This is a genomic window from Blastopirellula sediminis (assembly GCF_020966755.1).
GTDB lineage: Bacteria > Planctomycetota > Planctomycetia > Pirellulales > Pirellulaceae > Blastopirellula > Blastopirellula sediminis.
The window spans coordinates 628,626-644,597 of sequence record NZ_JAJKFT010000002.1 but is presented as its reverse complement, the minus strand read 5'-3'; the positions used below and the strand labels follow the sequence as shown (position 1 = coordinate 644,597).

Genomic DNA, 15,972 nt, shown 5'->3' with positions numbered 1-15,972 from the left:
GCGGTTATGCTGCCGAAATCGCGCAGCTGCTAGCCGTAACCGAGTTCGTGCAGGTCATCTTCATCCAGGCCGTGATGATGACCCAGCTCATGCAGGATCGTGATCCGAATCTGGTTACGGAGCTCTTCCAGGTTCATCTCGCCGGCGACGTCGATCGTCTTGGCGATGATCCCCTCGCGGAAGATCTGGACGGCGTCCGAAAGCATGCCGCTATCCTCGCTGGTTCGCTCCGTGAGAGCGACGCCGGTATAAAGCCCGCATAGTTCGTCGCGGCGCTCGATGTGCAGCTGCTTCATCAAGCCGAGGGACGGAAAGTCTTCGACGTAGAGAGGGACTTCTTCCAGGATCTCGTGGATCGCTGCGGGAAGTTGGGCTAATACGGCTTCTAATTCCGTATCGAACAGCTGGCGTAATTTCGGTTTCATCAGCGGAGATTCTCGAGGCCAACGCAGCGATCTAACGACAACCATAGGGAAAAAACGCCCCCAAGCCAAGATTACGTCCGCTCGAGCGAACAAGGGATTGGCGGCCTTATCGACATTATTCTTGAAAAGCTCGCAGAGTCGAAGACAATAAGCGGCATGTTAGGACTGCAATTCTCGATTCGAGTCATGTTGATCGGTACGGCGGTGGTGGCGACCCTCTGCTGGGTCGCGGCCTGCGCAGTGATGGGGCAAACCTGGGCGATCGCCTTGCTGCTGACGGTTCTCGCGCTGGTGGTTTGGGCTCTGGGACAGGTCATGTTGTTTGCGGTTGCAGCGCTCGCCTCGACGATTTTCAGCGTGACGCAGCGCAAGACGCTGACCTCTCCCTTCGCTAATGAGACCCCAGCTCCGCAGATTTTGCCGACCGACCATCATGTCGCCGACTGACGCTCCTCCGCTTTTCGCTCTCCTCAGGAAATATCGTCCGATGCAAGGGTCCAAGCCGACATGGCGTGCGCTGGGGATTGTCGCCATGGTTCTGGCCTCTGCGTCGACCGTCTGGGGACAAAATCGGGGCGTCGCCTCCTTTCCCGCCGCCGGCAAAGCGATCAAGCATGGTCTGACGATGACCATTAACACCGACTGGGTTCAGAACAGCGGCTATCGTCCGATTCGGGTGACGGTGAACACGTCGAATGGCCTGCCGACCAAAGCGGACCGCGTTTTGACCGTCGAACTGAGCGGTTGGGATCAATGGTATTGGCGGAATCGTCAGGTGATCAGCGCTGTGGTCGAACTGCCGCAAGGAGCGACGACGGCGACGACCGAGATTCCCGCGCCCGGGACGGCGCTGTGGTACCAGATGCAGGTCACCACTTACGAAGATGGGGTCGAACTAAAGGATCTGTCGACCGGCAATGACGGCAGCGTGTCCATTTCCGACGGGGTGAATGACGTCAGCGAAGCGTTTCCTGCGGTCATCCTGATCGACTCCGATGCGCCGAATCGAAATCAACGTCTCCCCTGGTACAACGAACAGATCAAGGTGATCCTCGATAAAGATGGAACGTCGCCGATCCCTGACTTGCGCGTCTTCCTGAACGAGACCGGCGTCTCCGCACGTGGCTCCATCAACAACTTAGTCGGCGGTGGGCAATCGGGACTGGTGGTGCTCAACTCGCTCTGGTCGTTGGGACGCGTCGACATCTTGAACCCTGGCGAAATGCCGCAGCAATGGCTGAGCCTGACTTCGGTCGACATAATCTTCATCTCGCTGGCCGACTTGCAGGGAATGAAAAAGAATCAGCCGCCGCAGTTTGCGGCGCTGACCGAGTGGGTTCGCAGCGGCGGCAATCTGTTGGTGACCGAACTTGGAACCGACGGCAGTTCGTTCGACGAAGATAGCGTCGAATTGGCGAAGCTGCTCGGTATGCCATCGCCGGACGATCAGAAGGCCTGGACCGACCGCAGTCCCTACGCACGTCGAACAGGTCTCGAGCAATTGCGAACGCGCGGCTTTTACGGCAACAGCTATCTCGCGTCGTATGTCGCGGAAGATGGTTCGTTTCGAGCTGGAACCGATCCCCGCGGAAATCTGCCGCTTCCCAATTTCCAAATGCGTCCCTGGCAGTTTGGCCTGGTCGTGGCGATGGAAGGGGATCCCTTTCCCGGCGACGTCCGGCAGTGGCGCGAGTTGCTCGACCGGATGGGGAGCGATCGCTGGATGTGGTTTCAGCGGTTTGGGCTGTCGCAACTTCGCGATAACGAACATTACTGGCACTTTATGATTCCTGGCGTCGGCCAGGCGCCGGTCCGCTCTTTCCAGCTCTTGATCTCACTCTTCGTGATCGTAATCGGCCCGGTCAACTATTTTCTGCTCCGTAGCGCCGGACGACTCAATTGGATCATCGTGACCGTACCGGCCGGCGCGGCGATCGTGACGCTCACCTTGATCGGCTTCGCGCTATTCTCTGACGGATTTGGCATCAAGTTGCGTACGCGCGGCGTAACGCTCCTCGATCAACGAACCGGCGAAGCGGTCGTCTGGTCGCGACAAGCCTATTACGCCGGGCTCGCCCCATCGTCCGGTTTCAAGTTTCCCCGCGATGCGGCGGTGTTTGCGATCAATCAGACCCCCACCGATCGAGGCCAAGATCAACTAATGGTGCTCAGCGAAGATTCGCAGCATTTCAAACGAGGCTATTTCCGTTCGCGCGTCACGCATCAAATGTTGGTCGTTCGCCCGACCGAGACCGATTTGAAACTGGCGATCACCGAGAAAGGGGATTCGTTGGAAGTCGAAAACCTGCTGGGGACCGATATCAAGCAGGTCGTCATCAACGGCAAGGACCCCAAGCATCTCTTCGTCACGAGCGATCTGAAGGCTGGCGAGAAGCGCACGCTGGCGATCAGCACTCCGGCCGAGGCGGGGAAGATTCGCGAACTGTTAGCAGAATACGATCTGGAATTGCCGATTGGATTTAATCAGTACGCCTACAACGCAAGTAATCGAAACCGCAATCGCTATTACTTTCAGCAACTGCCGGAAGAATCGATGGGAGTCTCGCAAGGGACAAGTCGGCTGGAACGCGAGCTGAACGAGTCGATTCGTTCGACGTTTCCTGGCGCCCCGCACACTTACGAAGCGCTGGTTGAACGGACTTCGCTGACGCCGGTCGGCGTTACGAAGTTTCGTTCGGAACAGAGCGTCGAACTCGTTCGAGGAAGTTGGTGAACCGATGATCGCGACCTCGCACCCGATGATCGAGCTACGGCGTTTGCATCGCTTTTTCGGTTCGACGAAGGCGGTAAACGACATTTCGTTTGAAGTCGCCGCCGGACAAGTCTTCGGCTATATCGGCCCGAACGGCGCCGGCAAGACGACCAGCATGCGAATCTTAGCGACCCTCGATCTGCCGACCGCCGGCGATGCGCTGATTGACGGGTTTTCGGTAATCAACGATCCCGATCGGGTCCGCCGCCGGCTTGGGTTTATGCCGGATTATTTCGGCACTTACTCGAACGTCAACTGTTGGGAGTACCTCGACTTCTTCGCTCGCGCTTACGGCCTCCGCGGCAACGAGCGACGAAAAGCGCTGAATTACACGATGGACTTCACCGGGCTCGACGTCCTGGCCAAGAAGCCGATCAACGGGCTCTCGAAAGGGATGAAGCAGCGGCTTTGTCTGGGGAGGTCGATGATCCACGATCCGGCCGTCTTGATCCTGGACGAACCGGCCGCGGGGCTTGATCCGCGAGCTCGCATTGAACTGCGCGAGATGATTACTCGCCTGGCGAGCGACGGCAAATCGATCCTGGTCAGTTCGCACATTTTGACTGAGCTGGCCGAGATGTGCGATATCGTCGGCATCATCGAGCAAGGGCAATTGCTCGCAACCGGCAGCGTCGCCGACATTCAGCGGGGACGCGTCGAACATTCGACCGTCCGCGTTCGCTGCCTGGAGAACTCAATCGGACTGGCCAATTGGCTGACCGAGCGCGAAGACATCTCCAACGTCATCGTCGACGGCGAGCTGTTGATGTTTTCGCATACCGGCGATCGCACTTCGGAAGCGGCGCTCTTGAAACAGATGATTGAAGCGAATTTCCTGATCGCGGAATTTGGCGCCAAGCATACGTCGCTGGAAGACGTCTTCTTGACGGTGACCCAAGGAAGAGTGCAATGACGACCGTAGAATCGGCCGCAAGTTTCAAAGACCGAATGGAGGGGACGCCTGCGAGTCGTTGGCGCCGCTTTGACGAGTGGGTCGAATACTGCAGCGAGTTTCTCAACCCGATTCTGGTGAAAGAGACGCGTCAGGCGCTCAAGAGTCGTCAATTCGCCGTCACCTTCACGTTGGTGTTGGCTTGCGGTTGGGCCTGGTCGCTGCTGGGCGTCGCGCTTAACTCGCCGGCGATTTTCTATTCGGCCAACGGGCCGATGATGCTGGTCGGTTACGTCGACATTCTCCTCTTTCCGCTGATCGTGATTATTCCCTTCACCGCGTTTCGCTCTTTGGCGGGAGAGCGGGAAGACGGGACCTACGAGTTACTTTCAATTTCGACGTTACCTCCAACCCAGATCATCAGCGGCAAGCTGGGAAGCGCCATCCTGCAGATGATCGTCTATCTGTCGGCGCTGGCCCCCTGCGTGGCGTTTACCTATCTGCTGCGGGGGATCGACATCATCACCATCTGCATTGTGATGATCGCGGCGACGTTCGCTTCGGTGATGTTGTCGATGGCGGGACTGTTGTTGGCGACGGTGACCAACTCCAAGTCGTGGCAATCGGTCCTCTCGGTCGCCGTAATCGTGCTGTTTCTGATCGCCTTTTTTGGGGCGATTGGACTGTCGGTCGGAGCGATTGTCGAAGAAACGTCGTGGAGACAGTATGACGAAGCCAATTTTTGGGTGTTGACCGTTTGCGCCTTGACGTTCTATTTCAGCTACTTGGCGCTGCTCTACTACGCCGCCGCGGCGGCGATTTCGTTCGCCAGCGAAAACCGTTCGACGAAAATGCGAATGGTGATGCTGGTGCAGCACTTTCTGTTTATCGTCTGGTTTTGCTGGGGATACATCGAGTCGGGGTACGAGAACGTCGTCTTGAGCGCGATGATCACGTTTCTGGCGATTCACTGGGGAATCCATGGCGCGCTCATGGTGGGAGAAAGCCCAGTCCTATCGCCGCGGGTCCGTCGCTCGATTCCCAAGACCATTCTGGCGCGGCTTTGTTCCAATTGGTTTTTGCCAGGACCGGCGCGTGGTTATTTGTTCGCCGTCAGCGGCATGATCAGCGGCGCCGTCTCGGCCTTCGCGCTCAGTCTGCTTTGGCCTTACTTTGGGTCGGGAGGCTCTTACGACGTTCGAATGGTCGCCGCCTACGCCGTCGCTGCGACCAGCTACGTGGCGATCTACCTAGGCGTGGGACGATTGCTGATGATGGGGATTCGGCGGCTCGGATCAGGCGACATCTTTCTATCGGCGATCATTCACTTGCTGCTGTTGCTCTTCGGCGTCTTCATCCCGATCATCATTCAGCTGTCGAGTTATTGGCTGCCGAACGACGAATATAGTCTGGTGCAGATCAGTAATCCGTTCTGGACCCTTACGATGATCCTGGACGAACCGCAGGTGATCTGGATTTCGGAACTGGGAATCGCGATTGTGCTCCTCTTTGGCGGCGCCGTCACCATGCTCGGCCTGCAGATCATCCTCTCGGCGCCCGACATCGTTCCGACCGCCCAAGCGGCGCCCAATCGGGTTGCGGAAGAGGATCGACTGCTTGAGCCTGAGGCGCAGTTAATTCCGCAAAGCCCCTGGGATGAGGAGTAACGATTGCGCCGATTTCGACGAGTTTGACCCTGCGGCCCCCCGCGGAGACGGCGTGATTTAATCGCCGTTTTCCGCCGCTGGTCCGAATTCGCCCTACTCTTCGAACAGAGTATGCTGTTTCAGAGGCGAGGGCAGATCCATGGGTAGCGGCGTCCAAATGTGGTTCGGATCGATGGCGGCGTTTGATCAGGCGGTTTCGCCGACGATCTCGGTTGCTGTGATGTCGCTCGCCATCGGCGTGTTGGTCGGCTATCTGCTGTCAGTTCGCTGGAGCAAGTCGAAGGAAGTGGTTCGCCCGGCGCCGAGCGCGCACGAAGCCCGCCGTTCGACTCTGTACGAGAAGCGGCAAGTCATTTTGCGCCGTCTGCAAAACGACCTCGATATGTTGTTGGAAAACCAGATCGAAGTTCGCAATCTGATGTCGACGCAGGTCGTTCGCGTGCAACCGGGACGGAACGTCGCCGAAATGCGCCGCTTGATGACCACCCAGCACTTGCGTCACCTGGTGGTTGTCGACGAGACCGAACGAGCGGTCGGCGTAATCAGCGACCGCGATTTGCTGGCGGTCAAAGATGGGATCGCCGCCGACATCATGCATGCCCCGGTGATGGCGATTTCGCCGCAATCGATGTTGCTGCCGACTGTGTCGCACATGATTGAAAACAACATCTCCTGCCTTCCGGTGGTGGAAGAAGATCGAGTCGTCGGCATCATCACGACGACCGACTTGCTGCTGACGCTGCAAAGCATTCTCCGCATCCTGCAAATGGAACGGATTTCGCGCAGCGGCGGCGTCGTTCCGGAAAAAGAATACGCCGATTGCATGATCTAAGCGGCGGAATCTCTTAAGGCGCTTCTGGTCGAACGACTCTCAGCCGCATCGGCAGCGACGTTTGATTCCCTTCCACTTTGGTAGTCGCTTGGAAGGTACGCTCCGAAGCTGGCGTCCAAGCTGCGGCCGTCAAGTAGAGCGTCCGCTGCGACTGCCCGGCCGGAATCGTCACCCCGCTCAGCCCAATGTTGTCGACGATCACCCCATGCGGCAGATTCGTCACGTCGAACTGAATGCGATCTTCGAAACCATTGCGATCGACCCGCAGTTGGCACTCGATCGTCTCGCCAGCGGTAATCGTCGTATCTTCGACCATCGGGAACTTCCAATCGATGGCGATCGGCGTCTCCGAACTAGCCGACAAGCGGAACCGTCCGACTTGATGACCGGCGTTCGCTTCATGGGCCAGTTCGCAAATTAGCGTACCGGCTGCGGTGGTCGTCAGCGGCGCGGCCAACTCCAGTTCGGCAAAGTGAGAGGGATCGGTTCCCTGCCGTTTGACCGGGTACTTGCCATCTTTCGCTTCGGCGATCGCCCAGCCGGTTTTCGGGTTGTCGTCGATGATGTTGGCGGCCGGGTGTCCATCTTGAGCGTAGTCGGCCTTTACCGACGCGAAGGGAAGCGGCTGCGGATCCTCGCCGGGCGCCTTATAGGACAGCTTCAAGCCGGTCAACACGAAGTTGCCATTGCCGTCCCCCCGTCCCGGCGAACCGCTCGGGAGCGAAGCGTGGCCGAGGACGTCGAGTCGAATCGCGCTGACCGTTTCGCCGGCGGCGATCGGGATTTCGACGCGATACTGATCATGCTCCGGATTCGCTCCCAGCGCCAACAGCGATCCATCGTTGAGCATGGCGAGCTCCGACTTCTCGTCGCTCGTTACAAACTGACTTGGACGAAGCGTGCGCCAGCTTCGCGAAGGGGGCGGATTGCCGAACGGGCTGCCGTTCGTCGGCTGCGGCGAGAGGTAGGCGGTCAGCTTGGGGCGCTCGGCCAATTGAATCTTGCCGAGCGAACCGATTTCTTTCTTCACTTCCTGGCCGTCGATCAGCGCTTTGGCGATCACCTTGGAAGTCGACTCATTCGCAGAAGTCGGCGCCGGGGCCCAGGGAAGCGCGGAGATCACGCCGGTCGCTTCGATATGCCCCGCTTCGATCACCAGCGGCGACGTCGCCTGAAAACCGGGAGGCAAGCCGGTCACTTCCAGCTCGACCGGTCCTGCAAAGTTGTCGAACCGCTCGATCTTGACTGAGAAGGCTTTGCCGCTGCCGGCGTTGATCGTCGGATTGGCGCCTTGCAAGTTGGCCGAGAAATCGGCGAACGGGCGACGTGCGATTAGCTGGTACTTGGAATCGGCGCCTTCAAAGCCGCGGACGTCGCGAACGCGAACGAGGTAGTCGCCATCGTGCGGCGCGACGAAGGTCAGCTTCGAGTCTCCGCCGGTTCGTTGCTCGCTATCGTCGTCGTTTTGGTAATAGAGCGTAAAGTTCGGCAGGCCGTTGTCGGGCAAGTCGGAGCCGGGGGCGTACGGCTCGACGATGTAGCATGGTTCAAACAGCGCGTGGGAATGAGCGGTCGTATTGAAATAGGAATGCCGCGTCCCCTGCCCTGGATAGAAATTGAAACCGGAGTCAGGACCTTGCGGCATCCGGTAAAGCCGAACCACTTCTCCCTGGATGTAGAGGTATTGGTTCAGCTCCATCTCTTCCCAGTTGGTGGTGCGGCAATCGATCGTCGACGAGTTGATTCCGCGGAAAGTCACTTCCGCGTCCCGCACGCCGCGCAACAGGACGCTTGGAACGAGCTCGCCGCTTGAGTCCAAGATCTCCAGGCAAGTATCGGCGGGACTACTGTCGCGAGACGCACGCGTTTCGAAGAGGATCTGCTCGCCGGCTTTTGCCGAGAAGCGATAAAGATCAACGTCGCCGCCAGGGGCGTCGTCCTGCAAGATGCCGCGGATCACTTGCGGCCAGGCCAACGTTCCCGCGGTATCGGGCGCGTTGTTTGGCTCCGCTTCATCCGCGGTGGGCAACTTGTCCCAAGCTACGTTCTCCGCCGCTCGAGTCGCGGCGGGGAAATGGTAGGGCTGGCCGATCGTCTCGGTGGCGTCGCTCAACTTCGCGCGAATGGCCGCCAGAGGTTCGACGCGCCAATCGCCGCGAGCCAGCGCCACGAGCGCCTCGTCTTGCGTTACCGCCAGCGAAACGGGCCAGTCAGCCTGGCGGGGCGTTTCTCCCAATAGCTGCATGTCGGCGAACCGCCAGAAGCGGACCGTGTGATCTTCGGCCGACGAAACGAGGAGCTTGCCATCGGGCGAGAGAGCCAGGTCAAGGATCGGCGCGTCGTGGGCGAACTTCGCGTAGAGGAGCCGATTGGTTCCTTCCGCGGCGGAGGGACTGACTTGCCAGACGCGAATACGATTGTCGACGCCCGCCGCGGCGACTCGTTTACCTTCCGGCGAGAAGACGACGGCGTTCGTTTCGTCGGTCCCTTCCCCGAAGGTTTCGAGCCGCTTTCCTGAGTCAACGTCCCACAGCTTGACGGTTCGATCGGCGCTGCAAGTCGCCAGCACTTTCGAATCATTGCGGAAGGCCAGGTCATAGATCGCGTCGTTGTGCCCGGCGAGCGTCTTCAGCGGCGAGCCCGCTTGCAGATCCCAGAGGATCGCATCTTTGTCGTAACTGCCGGTGGCGAGCCATTGGCTGTTGGGGGAGAAGGCGACCGAATAGATCGCGTCACGATGGCCGCGGAGCGTTTGCTTCAGCTCGCCGGTCGCGACCTCCCAAATGCGGACTTCGCCGCTAACGCCAACTTGCCCCCCTGCCCCGGCGACGAGCGAACCATCCGCCGAAAAGGCGATCTGGTTGACCTTGCCAGGAAAGTCGAGGAAGTGCGTCGTCTTGCCGGCGGGATAGGGAGCGAGCTCGACCTTGCCGTAGCGCGCGATCGCCATTTGCTTCCCGTCCGGCGAAAGTGCGATGTAACTGGTACCCGGCTGTAGATCGGCACGGGGCGCGACGCTCGGGATGTTCATCATCGGCGCAGCGTCGCCGGGCTGCGGACCTTTGGCGCCTTCCATAACCCACCGCGTTAGCAGCGCGATCTCTTCTGCGGTCGGTTGCGGTTCATCTGCGGGCGGCATCTTCGGCTTGCCGTTTGGCGACATCACCGACAACAGGAGGCTGTCGGCTGGTTTGTCCGCCGAAAGAATCGAGCCGCTTTCGCTTCCCGCTTTTAGCCCGTCGTAGGAGCTGAGGATTAGCTCAGCGTTGGCGTCATCCGGGTTGTGGCAGCCGGCACAGTACTTGGTCAACAGCGGCGCAACGTCGCGCGTGTAGTCGACGTTCGGCTCGGCGGCCGTCGCCGTCGCGGCGACGATCAGCATCAGGGTCGTTAGCAAATAGGTACGCATCGCACGCCGGGGGGTAATTTAGTGATTGAAGAGGAATTCTTTTGAGGTGAGCAGGCTCCAGAAAAGATCGTCGACCAATTCGCGACGGTCTTCTCCTTTGAGCAGCTCAAACTCCGCGGAAAGGGCTTCCGTTTCGGCGGCGGTCGGGAAGCGGCAAAGAGTCGCCAGGTAGGCCTCTTCAATGATTTGTTGCGGCGATTGTTCGCTCTTGGCGAGTTCGTGCGAGACGCTCCCTTCGGACCCCAACTTCTTCAACAGCGTATCGCCGTTGTATAGGTGGAGGGCCTGCGTCATCGACGGTTCGTCGCTCCGCTCGCAATCGCAGGTGATCAGCCGTTCGGGACGACCAAAGGTCGCCAAAAAGTCGGACTGAATCGCGGCGTCGGGAAGCTGCATCGCGCGGGTGCCGGGGTCGTATCCTTCGAACTTCGACGGCGACTTGGTCACCGCCGCGTAAGCGTCGAGGATCACCTCGGCCGAAAGTCGCCGGGGATAGTAGTGCGAATAGAATCGCTGGTCGTTCGAATTCGCCGGCAACGACTCGCTGCTTCGCTGATAGGCGGCCGACTGCATGATCGTTCGCATCAGGTCTTTCAGCTGGAAGTCATGTTCGACGAGGTAGGCTTGCGTCGCGGCGAGCAAAGCCTCGTTGCTGGCCGGATTGGTCAAACGAACGTCGTCCACCTTTTCGACCAAACCGACGCCGAAGAAATTCGCCCAGACGCGATTGACGATCGCGCGGGAGAAATAAGGATTCTCCGGCGAGGTGAGCCAATCGGCCAGATGTTCGCGGCGGTCGTCGGTGGCGTCAAACGGCACCGCTTCGCCATCGAGCGGACGCGGCGGTTGCGGCTTGCCGGTTCGCGGTTGCACCAATTCGCCGGCGGTGTCGGTAAAGACGGTCCGCTTCCCATCGCCGCTACGGAAATCGCCCCCCCAACCTTTGCCACGGACGCGCGAGAAGAGATTCGCCATGCCGTAGTATTGGTCGTTGGTCCATTTCTCGAGCGGATGATTGTGGCACTTGGCGCAGTTGATCGAGAGACCGAGAAACGCCTGGGCGACCGTTTCGGCCATGACGGTCGGATCTTGATGCAGCGCGTAGAAGTTGGCGGCGCCATGTTCGTACGTTCCTCCGCTGGCGGTCACCAGTTCGTGCACCATCTCGTCCCACGGACGATTCTTCTCGACTTGCCCGCGGATCCAGCCGTAATAGCTTTTCACCGCTTCGGGACGCAGTCGATCGCCGCTGACCAGCAGCAAGTCCGACCATTGGTAGGCCCAGTAGTCGACGAACTCCGGCCGTTCTAGCAGCGCGTCAATCAGCTTGTCGCGCCTGTTCGGATCTTCGTCGGCGAGAAACTTGCGGGTCTCTTCGACCGTCGGCAAAACGCCGATCGCATCGAGATAAGCGCGCCGCAGGAACTGCGCGTCGTCGACCGGAGGGGACGGCGGGAGGTTCAAGCTTTCGAGCTTCGCCAGGATCATCTCGTCGATGAAGTTGCGCTTCGGCGCGGCGGCGATCGCTGCGGCGGTCGATTCGCCCGGATAGGGAACGCTGACGAAGGCGAGGACGTTTTCGTTGAGGAACCACGCCTTCACGGCGCCTTCGCCGGGACCGACGATCGAGACGTGACCGCTCGCGTCGACTTCGGCGACCGAGGTGTTTACCGAGTCGAACTTGGCCCAGCGGGTGACGTCTTCTTGGCGGCCATCGTTGTAGTGGGCGATGACGACCAACTGCTGCTGATTGCCTGGCGTCTGCCGACTTCCGGCCGGCAAGATTTCGAGCCGCTCCAGCCGTGCGTCCGACTCTTGCGGTTGCGGAGCGCCGTCGGCGATCCACTCGGCGATCGCCATGAACTCCGGCGAATCGGCGGCGAACCGGACGCCCCCTTTGTGCGGCTGGGCGCCAATCGGTTTGAGCAACAGCAAGCTGTGGGCAGGTTCGCTGAAGTTCACGCGGCGACCCCGGGCATGGCGCGTAATCGCGTCGTAGTCGGCCGGCGGATCATAGCCGAAGAGCGAAAGCTTGAACCCTTTCTTGCCGGCGAGCGCACCGTGGCACGCACCCCCGTTGCAGTTCGCTTTCGAGAAGATCGACAAAATCTGGTTGCGGAAGTTCCAGTGGAACTCCTGGTCTTGGCCGCTGATCTTCACTTGGGCGGTCGCGGTTTGTTCGCCGGCGGCGGCGGTGATGGTGACCGTGCCGTTAGCGTGGGGAATGACCGTTCCGTTTTCTACCGTGGCGATCGATGCGTCCGACGATTTCCAGACCACGCCCTGGGCTTCCGCCAACGCCTGGTCGCCATCAAATCGCTGCACAACGACTCGTTGCGTCGATTTGACGGTATCGAGGACGATCTCGCCGGGCAGCACGCGGAGCGCAGGCTCACTAGCGTGCAAATCGCCGACGACGGCGGCATAAGCCGCGGCCAGAGCGAGTAACAGGAAAACACGATAGGCGCGCATGGATCCTCATGAAAGGGGAAAAAGGTCGGGTTTTGCGCCGCGTTAGAAGAGTTCATCGATCGCGTGCGCTCCAAAATCAACCAGCGGAAACGGCCGACCGGCAGGACCAGGCAGCGCCGTTTCCAGATCAAGTCCCAGACTGCGATAAATGGTCGCAACCACTTCCGACGGAGGCGTGGGACGTTCGGCCGGATAGGCGCCGTTGGGATCGCTACGTCCGACGACGCGACCTCCCTGGACTCCGCCCCCGGCGAAATAGACGGTAAAGCATTGCGGCCAGTGATCGCGACCGCCGGCCGGATTGACCCGCGGCGTTCGGCCGAACTCCGCCAGATTGCAGACCAGCGTATTCTCGAGCAAGCCGCGATCGATCAAGTCGGTCAGCAGCGCCGAATAGGCCTGATCGTACATCGGCGCGACGATCTCTTTCATCCCTTCGATCGACGTGAACGGCTTCGAGCCATGGATGTCCCAGGTGATCTCGTTGAAGACCGTCAGGAAGGTGTTGACCGTCACGAAGCGTACCCCCGCCTCGATCAAACGTCGCGCGAGCAAACAACTTTGGCCAAAGCGATTCATGCCGTAGCGTTCGCGCAATGCCGGAGGTTCTTTGGTCAGGTCAAACGCGTCCCGGGCGGCCGGGCTGGTGATCATGCGATAGGCTGACTCAAAGTTGGCGTCCATCAGCTTGGCCGATTCGCTCGTCTCGAAGTCGCGCATGGTCCCTTCAACCACCTGACGCAGCCGGCGGCGACGCTCGAGTCGCGCTTGGCCCACTTCTTTCGGCGGCAGCAAGTCCGGGACCTGAAAGTTCGGCTTCGAAGGATCGGCCATCAGGGCGAACGGATCGTACGCTTTCCCCAGAAAGCCGGCATCTTGCCCATGCGGCAGATTGCCGCCGGTATTTCCCATCGGTTCCGGCAGAATCACATGCGCCGGCAGGTCGGTCTTGCGACCACGGAGATACTCGAGAACGCAGCCGGCATGCGGCGTGTTGACGCCGCCGGTAAACAGACGACCCGTCTGCAGCATCTGGTGACCGGTGTCATGCACGGCGGCCGCGGTGTGATAACAGCTGCGAACCAACGAGAACTGATCGGCCAGCTCGGCATGCTTCGGCAGGATCTCGGTCAGCTGGATGTCAGGGCTCTTCGTCTGGATCGGCTTGAACGGCCCCCGGACTTCGACCGCCGCGTCAGGCTTCGGATCGAAGGTATCCATTTGGCTCGGCGCGCCGAGATTGAAAATCATGATGACGCTACGTTCGTCATGATTGTCGGCGACGGCGCCTTGCGCTTTGGCGGCCATCAACTGGGGGAGCGACAAACCAAGCGCACCCAGGGCGCCGACCTGCAAAAAGTCGCGGCGGACCATGCCGTCGCAAGTAACAGTTTTGGCGCGAGAGGTTAGTTGGAGCATATCGCCGCGCTGGGTAGGAAGGATGCGACAGAAAGGAGGGGACGTTCCTTCAGGCTATCGATCCACACCGGGGGCGTCAATGTTTTTTGAGAGTTTTTCGCTGAAGTTTGTCGCTGTTTTATACAATCGAGAGCCGCTGCGACCTCGACGCAACATTAGTGAGGGTACGGGGTTTTGGCGCCATGGTCTTGAGGCGATAGCCGAGTGAGCGTTCCAGTGCGAAGACATGCTCATCCGGCGAAGACGCCGCAAGAGCATGGCACCAGACATCGCGCCAGGTTTTAGCGAGCGTCCGAGTTACGCAGCGCCGCCATTTTTGCCAGCGGAGAATCGCTTGGCGCTATGACGATCAGTTCTTCCTTACGCAGAAAGTAAGGAACCGACTCCACCACCGGCAACTGTTTGCGAGTTTGGTCCGACAACATTTCGTACTGACCGCGGGTGGTGACGATCAGGGGCGCCGGACTCGCAGCGATTTCTTGCTGAAGTAGTTGTTCGTCACCTTGGATCTCTTGGATCGAACGGCCGCTGTAGAAGATCCAGCTCGGTTCGAGCGCGTTGTAGGCGAACAACTCTTCGTCGCTGCTGTCCCGGAGGATGGTAATGATCGACTCATTCAACTGATGGCGATCGACCCGCTGCGCCGCAAAGGCGAAGAGCAGCAGTACGAAGGCGAGACTCGCTCCGCCATAGACGCCGAGTCCAACGCCGGTCTGATTTCGACTGGAGAAGTAGATCGCAGCGATGCCGCCAACCAGCGGCGCGATGCCGACGATCGCCAGAATCGCTTCGCCGGGGATGACCTGATCCAGCGCCAGCGGCGCCCCGATCAAAAAGCCCAGCCCGACCACGATCGAGATCGCAAAGCCGGCGAAGTTCCAGCGGCGGCTCACTTCCGTTTCGCCCGAGACGAACCGGGCCAAGGTCGCGCCGACCAACAGCGCCAGCGCCGGATAACACGGAGTCACATAGCTCGGCAGCTTCGTCTTGGCGATCGTAAACAACGTGATCCAGACGCAGCACCAACAAGCGAGAAAGATCAGCCCCGGCATTTCTTTCGCGCGGCGGCGAATCTGGGCGGTCAGATCGAGAATCGTCGGCACGAAAAAGATCGACCACGGAAAGAAGCCGATGCAGATCGCGACGATGTAAAAAATGAAGGGGCCTTGGTGCCCTTCCATCGCAGCCGTTGCGCGGCCGAGGTTATGTTCCCAGAAAAATCCGCGAATCCACGCGAATTCACGCACCGCCACCCACAAGTACCACGGGAGCGCAACGACCAGCGCAGCGGCGAGCGCTAAGAGGGGACGCATGAACCAGACCGTCTTCAGGAAGTGAAGCGGCGCGAACGGACGAAGCGGCGTCAGCCAACGTCGCCAGCCGGTCGCCGTCTCTTCGGGCAAACGCTGAATCAGCAGGAACATGCCGATGATCGCCGTCGGCAAGACCAGGCCGATCGGACCTTTGGCGAGCATCGCCAGACCCATGGCGCCGTAGAGGAGCGTTAGCTTCCACCACGACTGCGGATAGTATTTCGTTTCGGGATCGGACCAATCGCCGACGCCCCAGACGTACGTCCACATCGCGAGGGTCACGGTAAAGATCAACAGCGCATCCGGCGTCGCAATCCGCGCCGCCATCGCGAACATCAGCGAAGTCGCCAGCGCAAGAGCGCCCCAAAAGGCCGCTTCCCGATTCAAGAGACGCCGCCCCATGTCGTAGGTCAGCAAGACGCCGACGACGCTGAGCGCCGCCGAGAAGAAGCGAGCGGAGAATTCGCTGACGCCGAGCACGGCGTAGCTGGTCATCATCAACCAATAGAGCAGGACCGGCTTGTGGGAACGAACCTCGGCGTTGAAACGTGGCGTGATCCAGTCATTCGCCTGGAGCATTTCGACCGCGCAGCCCGCATTCCGCGGTTCGTCGCGATCCCAGAGTCGTGCGCCGCCGAGATTCGCAAAAAACGAAATCGCCGCGACGCTCGCCAACAACCAAGGGGTAAATCGTCCCCCCTTCATAAGCAATCCTTTGCTATCGTGTGAAAATAGGCTGTCGAAGCTTACCGGAAGGCGCCAGCGGAGAG

General features: G+C 59.9%; 10 protein-coding genes. 5 read left to right on the top strand and 5 right to left on the bottom strand.

Features of this window, described 5'->3' with window-relative positions; genetic code table 11:
• Nucleotides 1–29: 29 nt before the first annotated feature.
• A complete protein-coding gene (locus LOC68_RS02985) occupies nt 30–425 on the bottom strand; it encodes a metallopeptidase family protein (RefSeq protein WP_230215612.1) in 396 nt (131 codons plus the stop codon).
• A gap of 156 nt (nt 426–581) precedes the next feature.
• Between LOC68_RS02985 and LOC68_RS02980 the strand changes: the two genes are divergently transcribed.
• The 5 genes from LOC68_RS02980 (at nt 582) to LOC68_RS02960 (ending at nt 6,589) form a co-directional block, all read left to right on the top strand.
• Nucleotides 582–872: a hypothetical protein gene (locus tag LOC68_RS02980; protein ID WP_230215604.1), complete on the top strand. Its 291-nt coding sequence runs from the start codon at nt 582–584 to the stop codon at nt 870–872.
• 85 nt (nt 873–957) lie between these two features.
• Nucleotides 958–3,159, top strand: a complete 2,202-nt coding sequence (locus tag LOC68_RS02975) for a hypothetical protein (protein WP_230215602.1) — start codon at nt 958–960, stop codon at nt 3,157–3,159.
• A 4-nt stretch (nt 3,160–3,163) separates the two neighbouring features.
• Nucleotides 3,164–4,111, top strand: a complete 948-nt coding sequence (locus LOC68_RS02970) for an ABC transporter ATP-binding protein (protein ID WP_230215600.1) — start codon at nt 3,164–3,166, stop codon at nt 4,109–4,111.
• On the top strand, nt 4,108–5,757 hold the full coding sequence (locus tag LOC68_RS02965; RefSeq protein WP_230215598.1) for an ABC transporter permease: 1,650 nt from the start codon (nt 4,108–4,110) through the stop codon (nt 5,755–5,757). The genes LOC68_RS02970 and LOC68_RS02965 overlap by 4 nt, the downstream gene beginning before the upstream one ends.
• 157 nt (nt 5,758–5,914) lie before the next feature.
• Nucleotides 5,915–6,589, top strand: a complete 675-nt coding sequence (locus LOC68_RS02960; protein WP_230215596.1) for a CBS domain-containing protein — start codon at nt 5,915–5,917, stop codon at nt 6,587–6,589.
• Nucleotides 6,590–6,602: 13 nt separating this feature from the next.
• On the opposite strand, the gene LOC68_RS02955 is transcribed toward LOC68_RS02960, so the two are convergent.
• The 4 genes from LOC68_RS02955 to LOC68_RS02940 all read right to left on the bottom strand — a co-directional run bounded on the left by LOC68_RS02955 (nt 6,603) and on the right by LOC68_RS02940 (nt 15,907).
• A complete protein-coding gene (locus LOC68_RS02955; protein ID WP_230215591.1) occupies nt 6,603–9,998 on the bottom strand; it encodes a c-type cytochrome domain-containing protein in 3,396 nt (1,131 codons plus the stop codon).
• Between the two features lie 18 nt (nt 9,999–10,016).
• Nucleotides 10,017–12,470, bottom strand: coding sequence for a DUF1549 domain-containing protein (locus tag LOC68_RS02950; protein WP_230215589.1), 2,454 nt, complete (start codon nt 12,468–12,470; stop codon nt 10,017–10,019).
• A 42-nt stretch (nt 12,471–12,512) separates the two neighbouring features.
• Entirely contained in the window at nt 12,513–13,889 is a 1,377-nt protein-coding gene (locus tag LOC68_RS02945; protein WP_230215588.1) for a DUF1501 domain-containing protein, read from the bottom strand.
• A 281-nt stretch (nt 13,890–14,170) separates the two neighbouring features.
• Nucleotides 14,171–15,907 carry an ArnT family glycosyltransferase gene (locus tag LOC68_RS02940; RefSeq protein ID WP_230215586.1) on the bottom strand — a complete coding sequence of 579 codons (1,737 nt, stop codon included), beginning with the start codon at nt 15,905–15,907 and terminating at the stop codon, nt 14,171–14,173.
• Nucleotides 15,908–15,972: the final 65 nt, after the last annotated feature.

Coding starts and splice junctions, on each gene's coding strand:
- LOC68_RS02945 (WP_230215588.1), bottom strand. CDS start 13,889: ATGCTCCAACTAACCTCTCGCGCCAAAACTGTTACTTGCGACGGCATG.
- LOC68_RS02955 (WP_230215591.1), bottom strand. CDS start 9,998: ATGCGTACCTATTTGCTAACGACCCTGATGCTGATCGTCGCCGCGACG.
- LOC68_RS02960 (WP_230215596.1), top strand. CDS start 5,915: ATGTGGTTCGGATCGATGGCGGCGTTTGATCAGGCGGTTTCGCCGACG.
- LOC68_RS02975 (WP_230215602.1), top strand. CDS start 958: ATGGTTCTGGCCTCTGCGTCGACCGTCTGGGGACAAAATCGGGGCGTC.
- LOC68_RS02970 (WP_230215600.1), top strand. CDS start 3,164: ATGATCGCGACCTCGCACCCGATGATCGAGCTACGGCGTTTGCATCGC.
- LOC68_RS02980 (WP_230215604.1), top strand. CDS start 582: ATGTTAGGACTGCAATTCTCGATTCGAGTCATGTTGATCGGTACGGCG.
- LOC68_RS02940 (WP_230215586.1), bottom strand. CDS start 15,907: ATGAAGGGGGGACGATTTACCCCTTGGTTGTTGGCGAGCGTCGCGGCG.
- LOC68_RS02965 (WP_230215598.1), top strand. CDS start 4,108: ATGACGACCGTAGAATCGGCCGCAAGTTTCAAAGACCGAATGGAGGGG.
- LOC68_RS02985 (WP_230215612.1), bottom strand. CDS start 425: ATGAAACCGAAATTACGCCAGCTGTTCGATACGGAATTAGAAGCCGTA.
- LOC68_RS02950 (WP_230215589.1), bottom strand. CDS start 12,470: ATGCGCGCCTATCGTGTTTTCCTGTTACTCGCTCTGGCCGCGGCTTAT.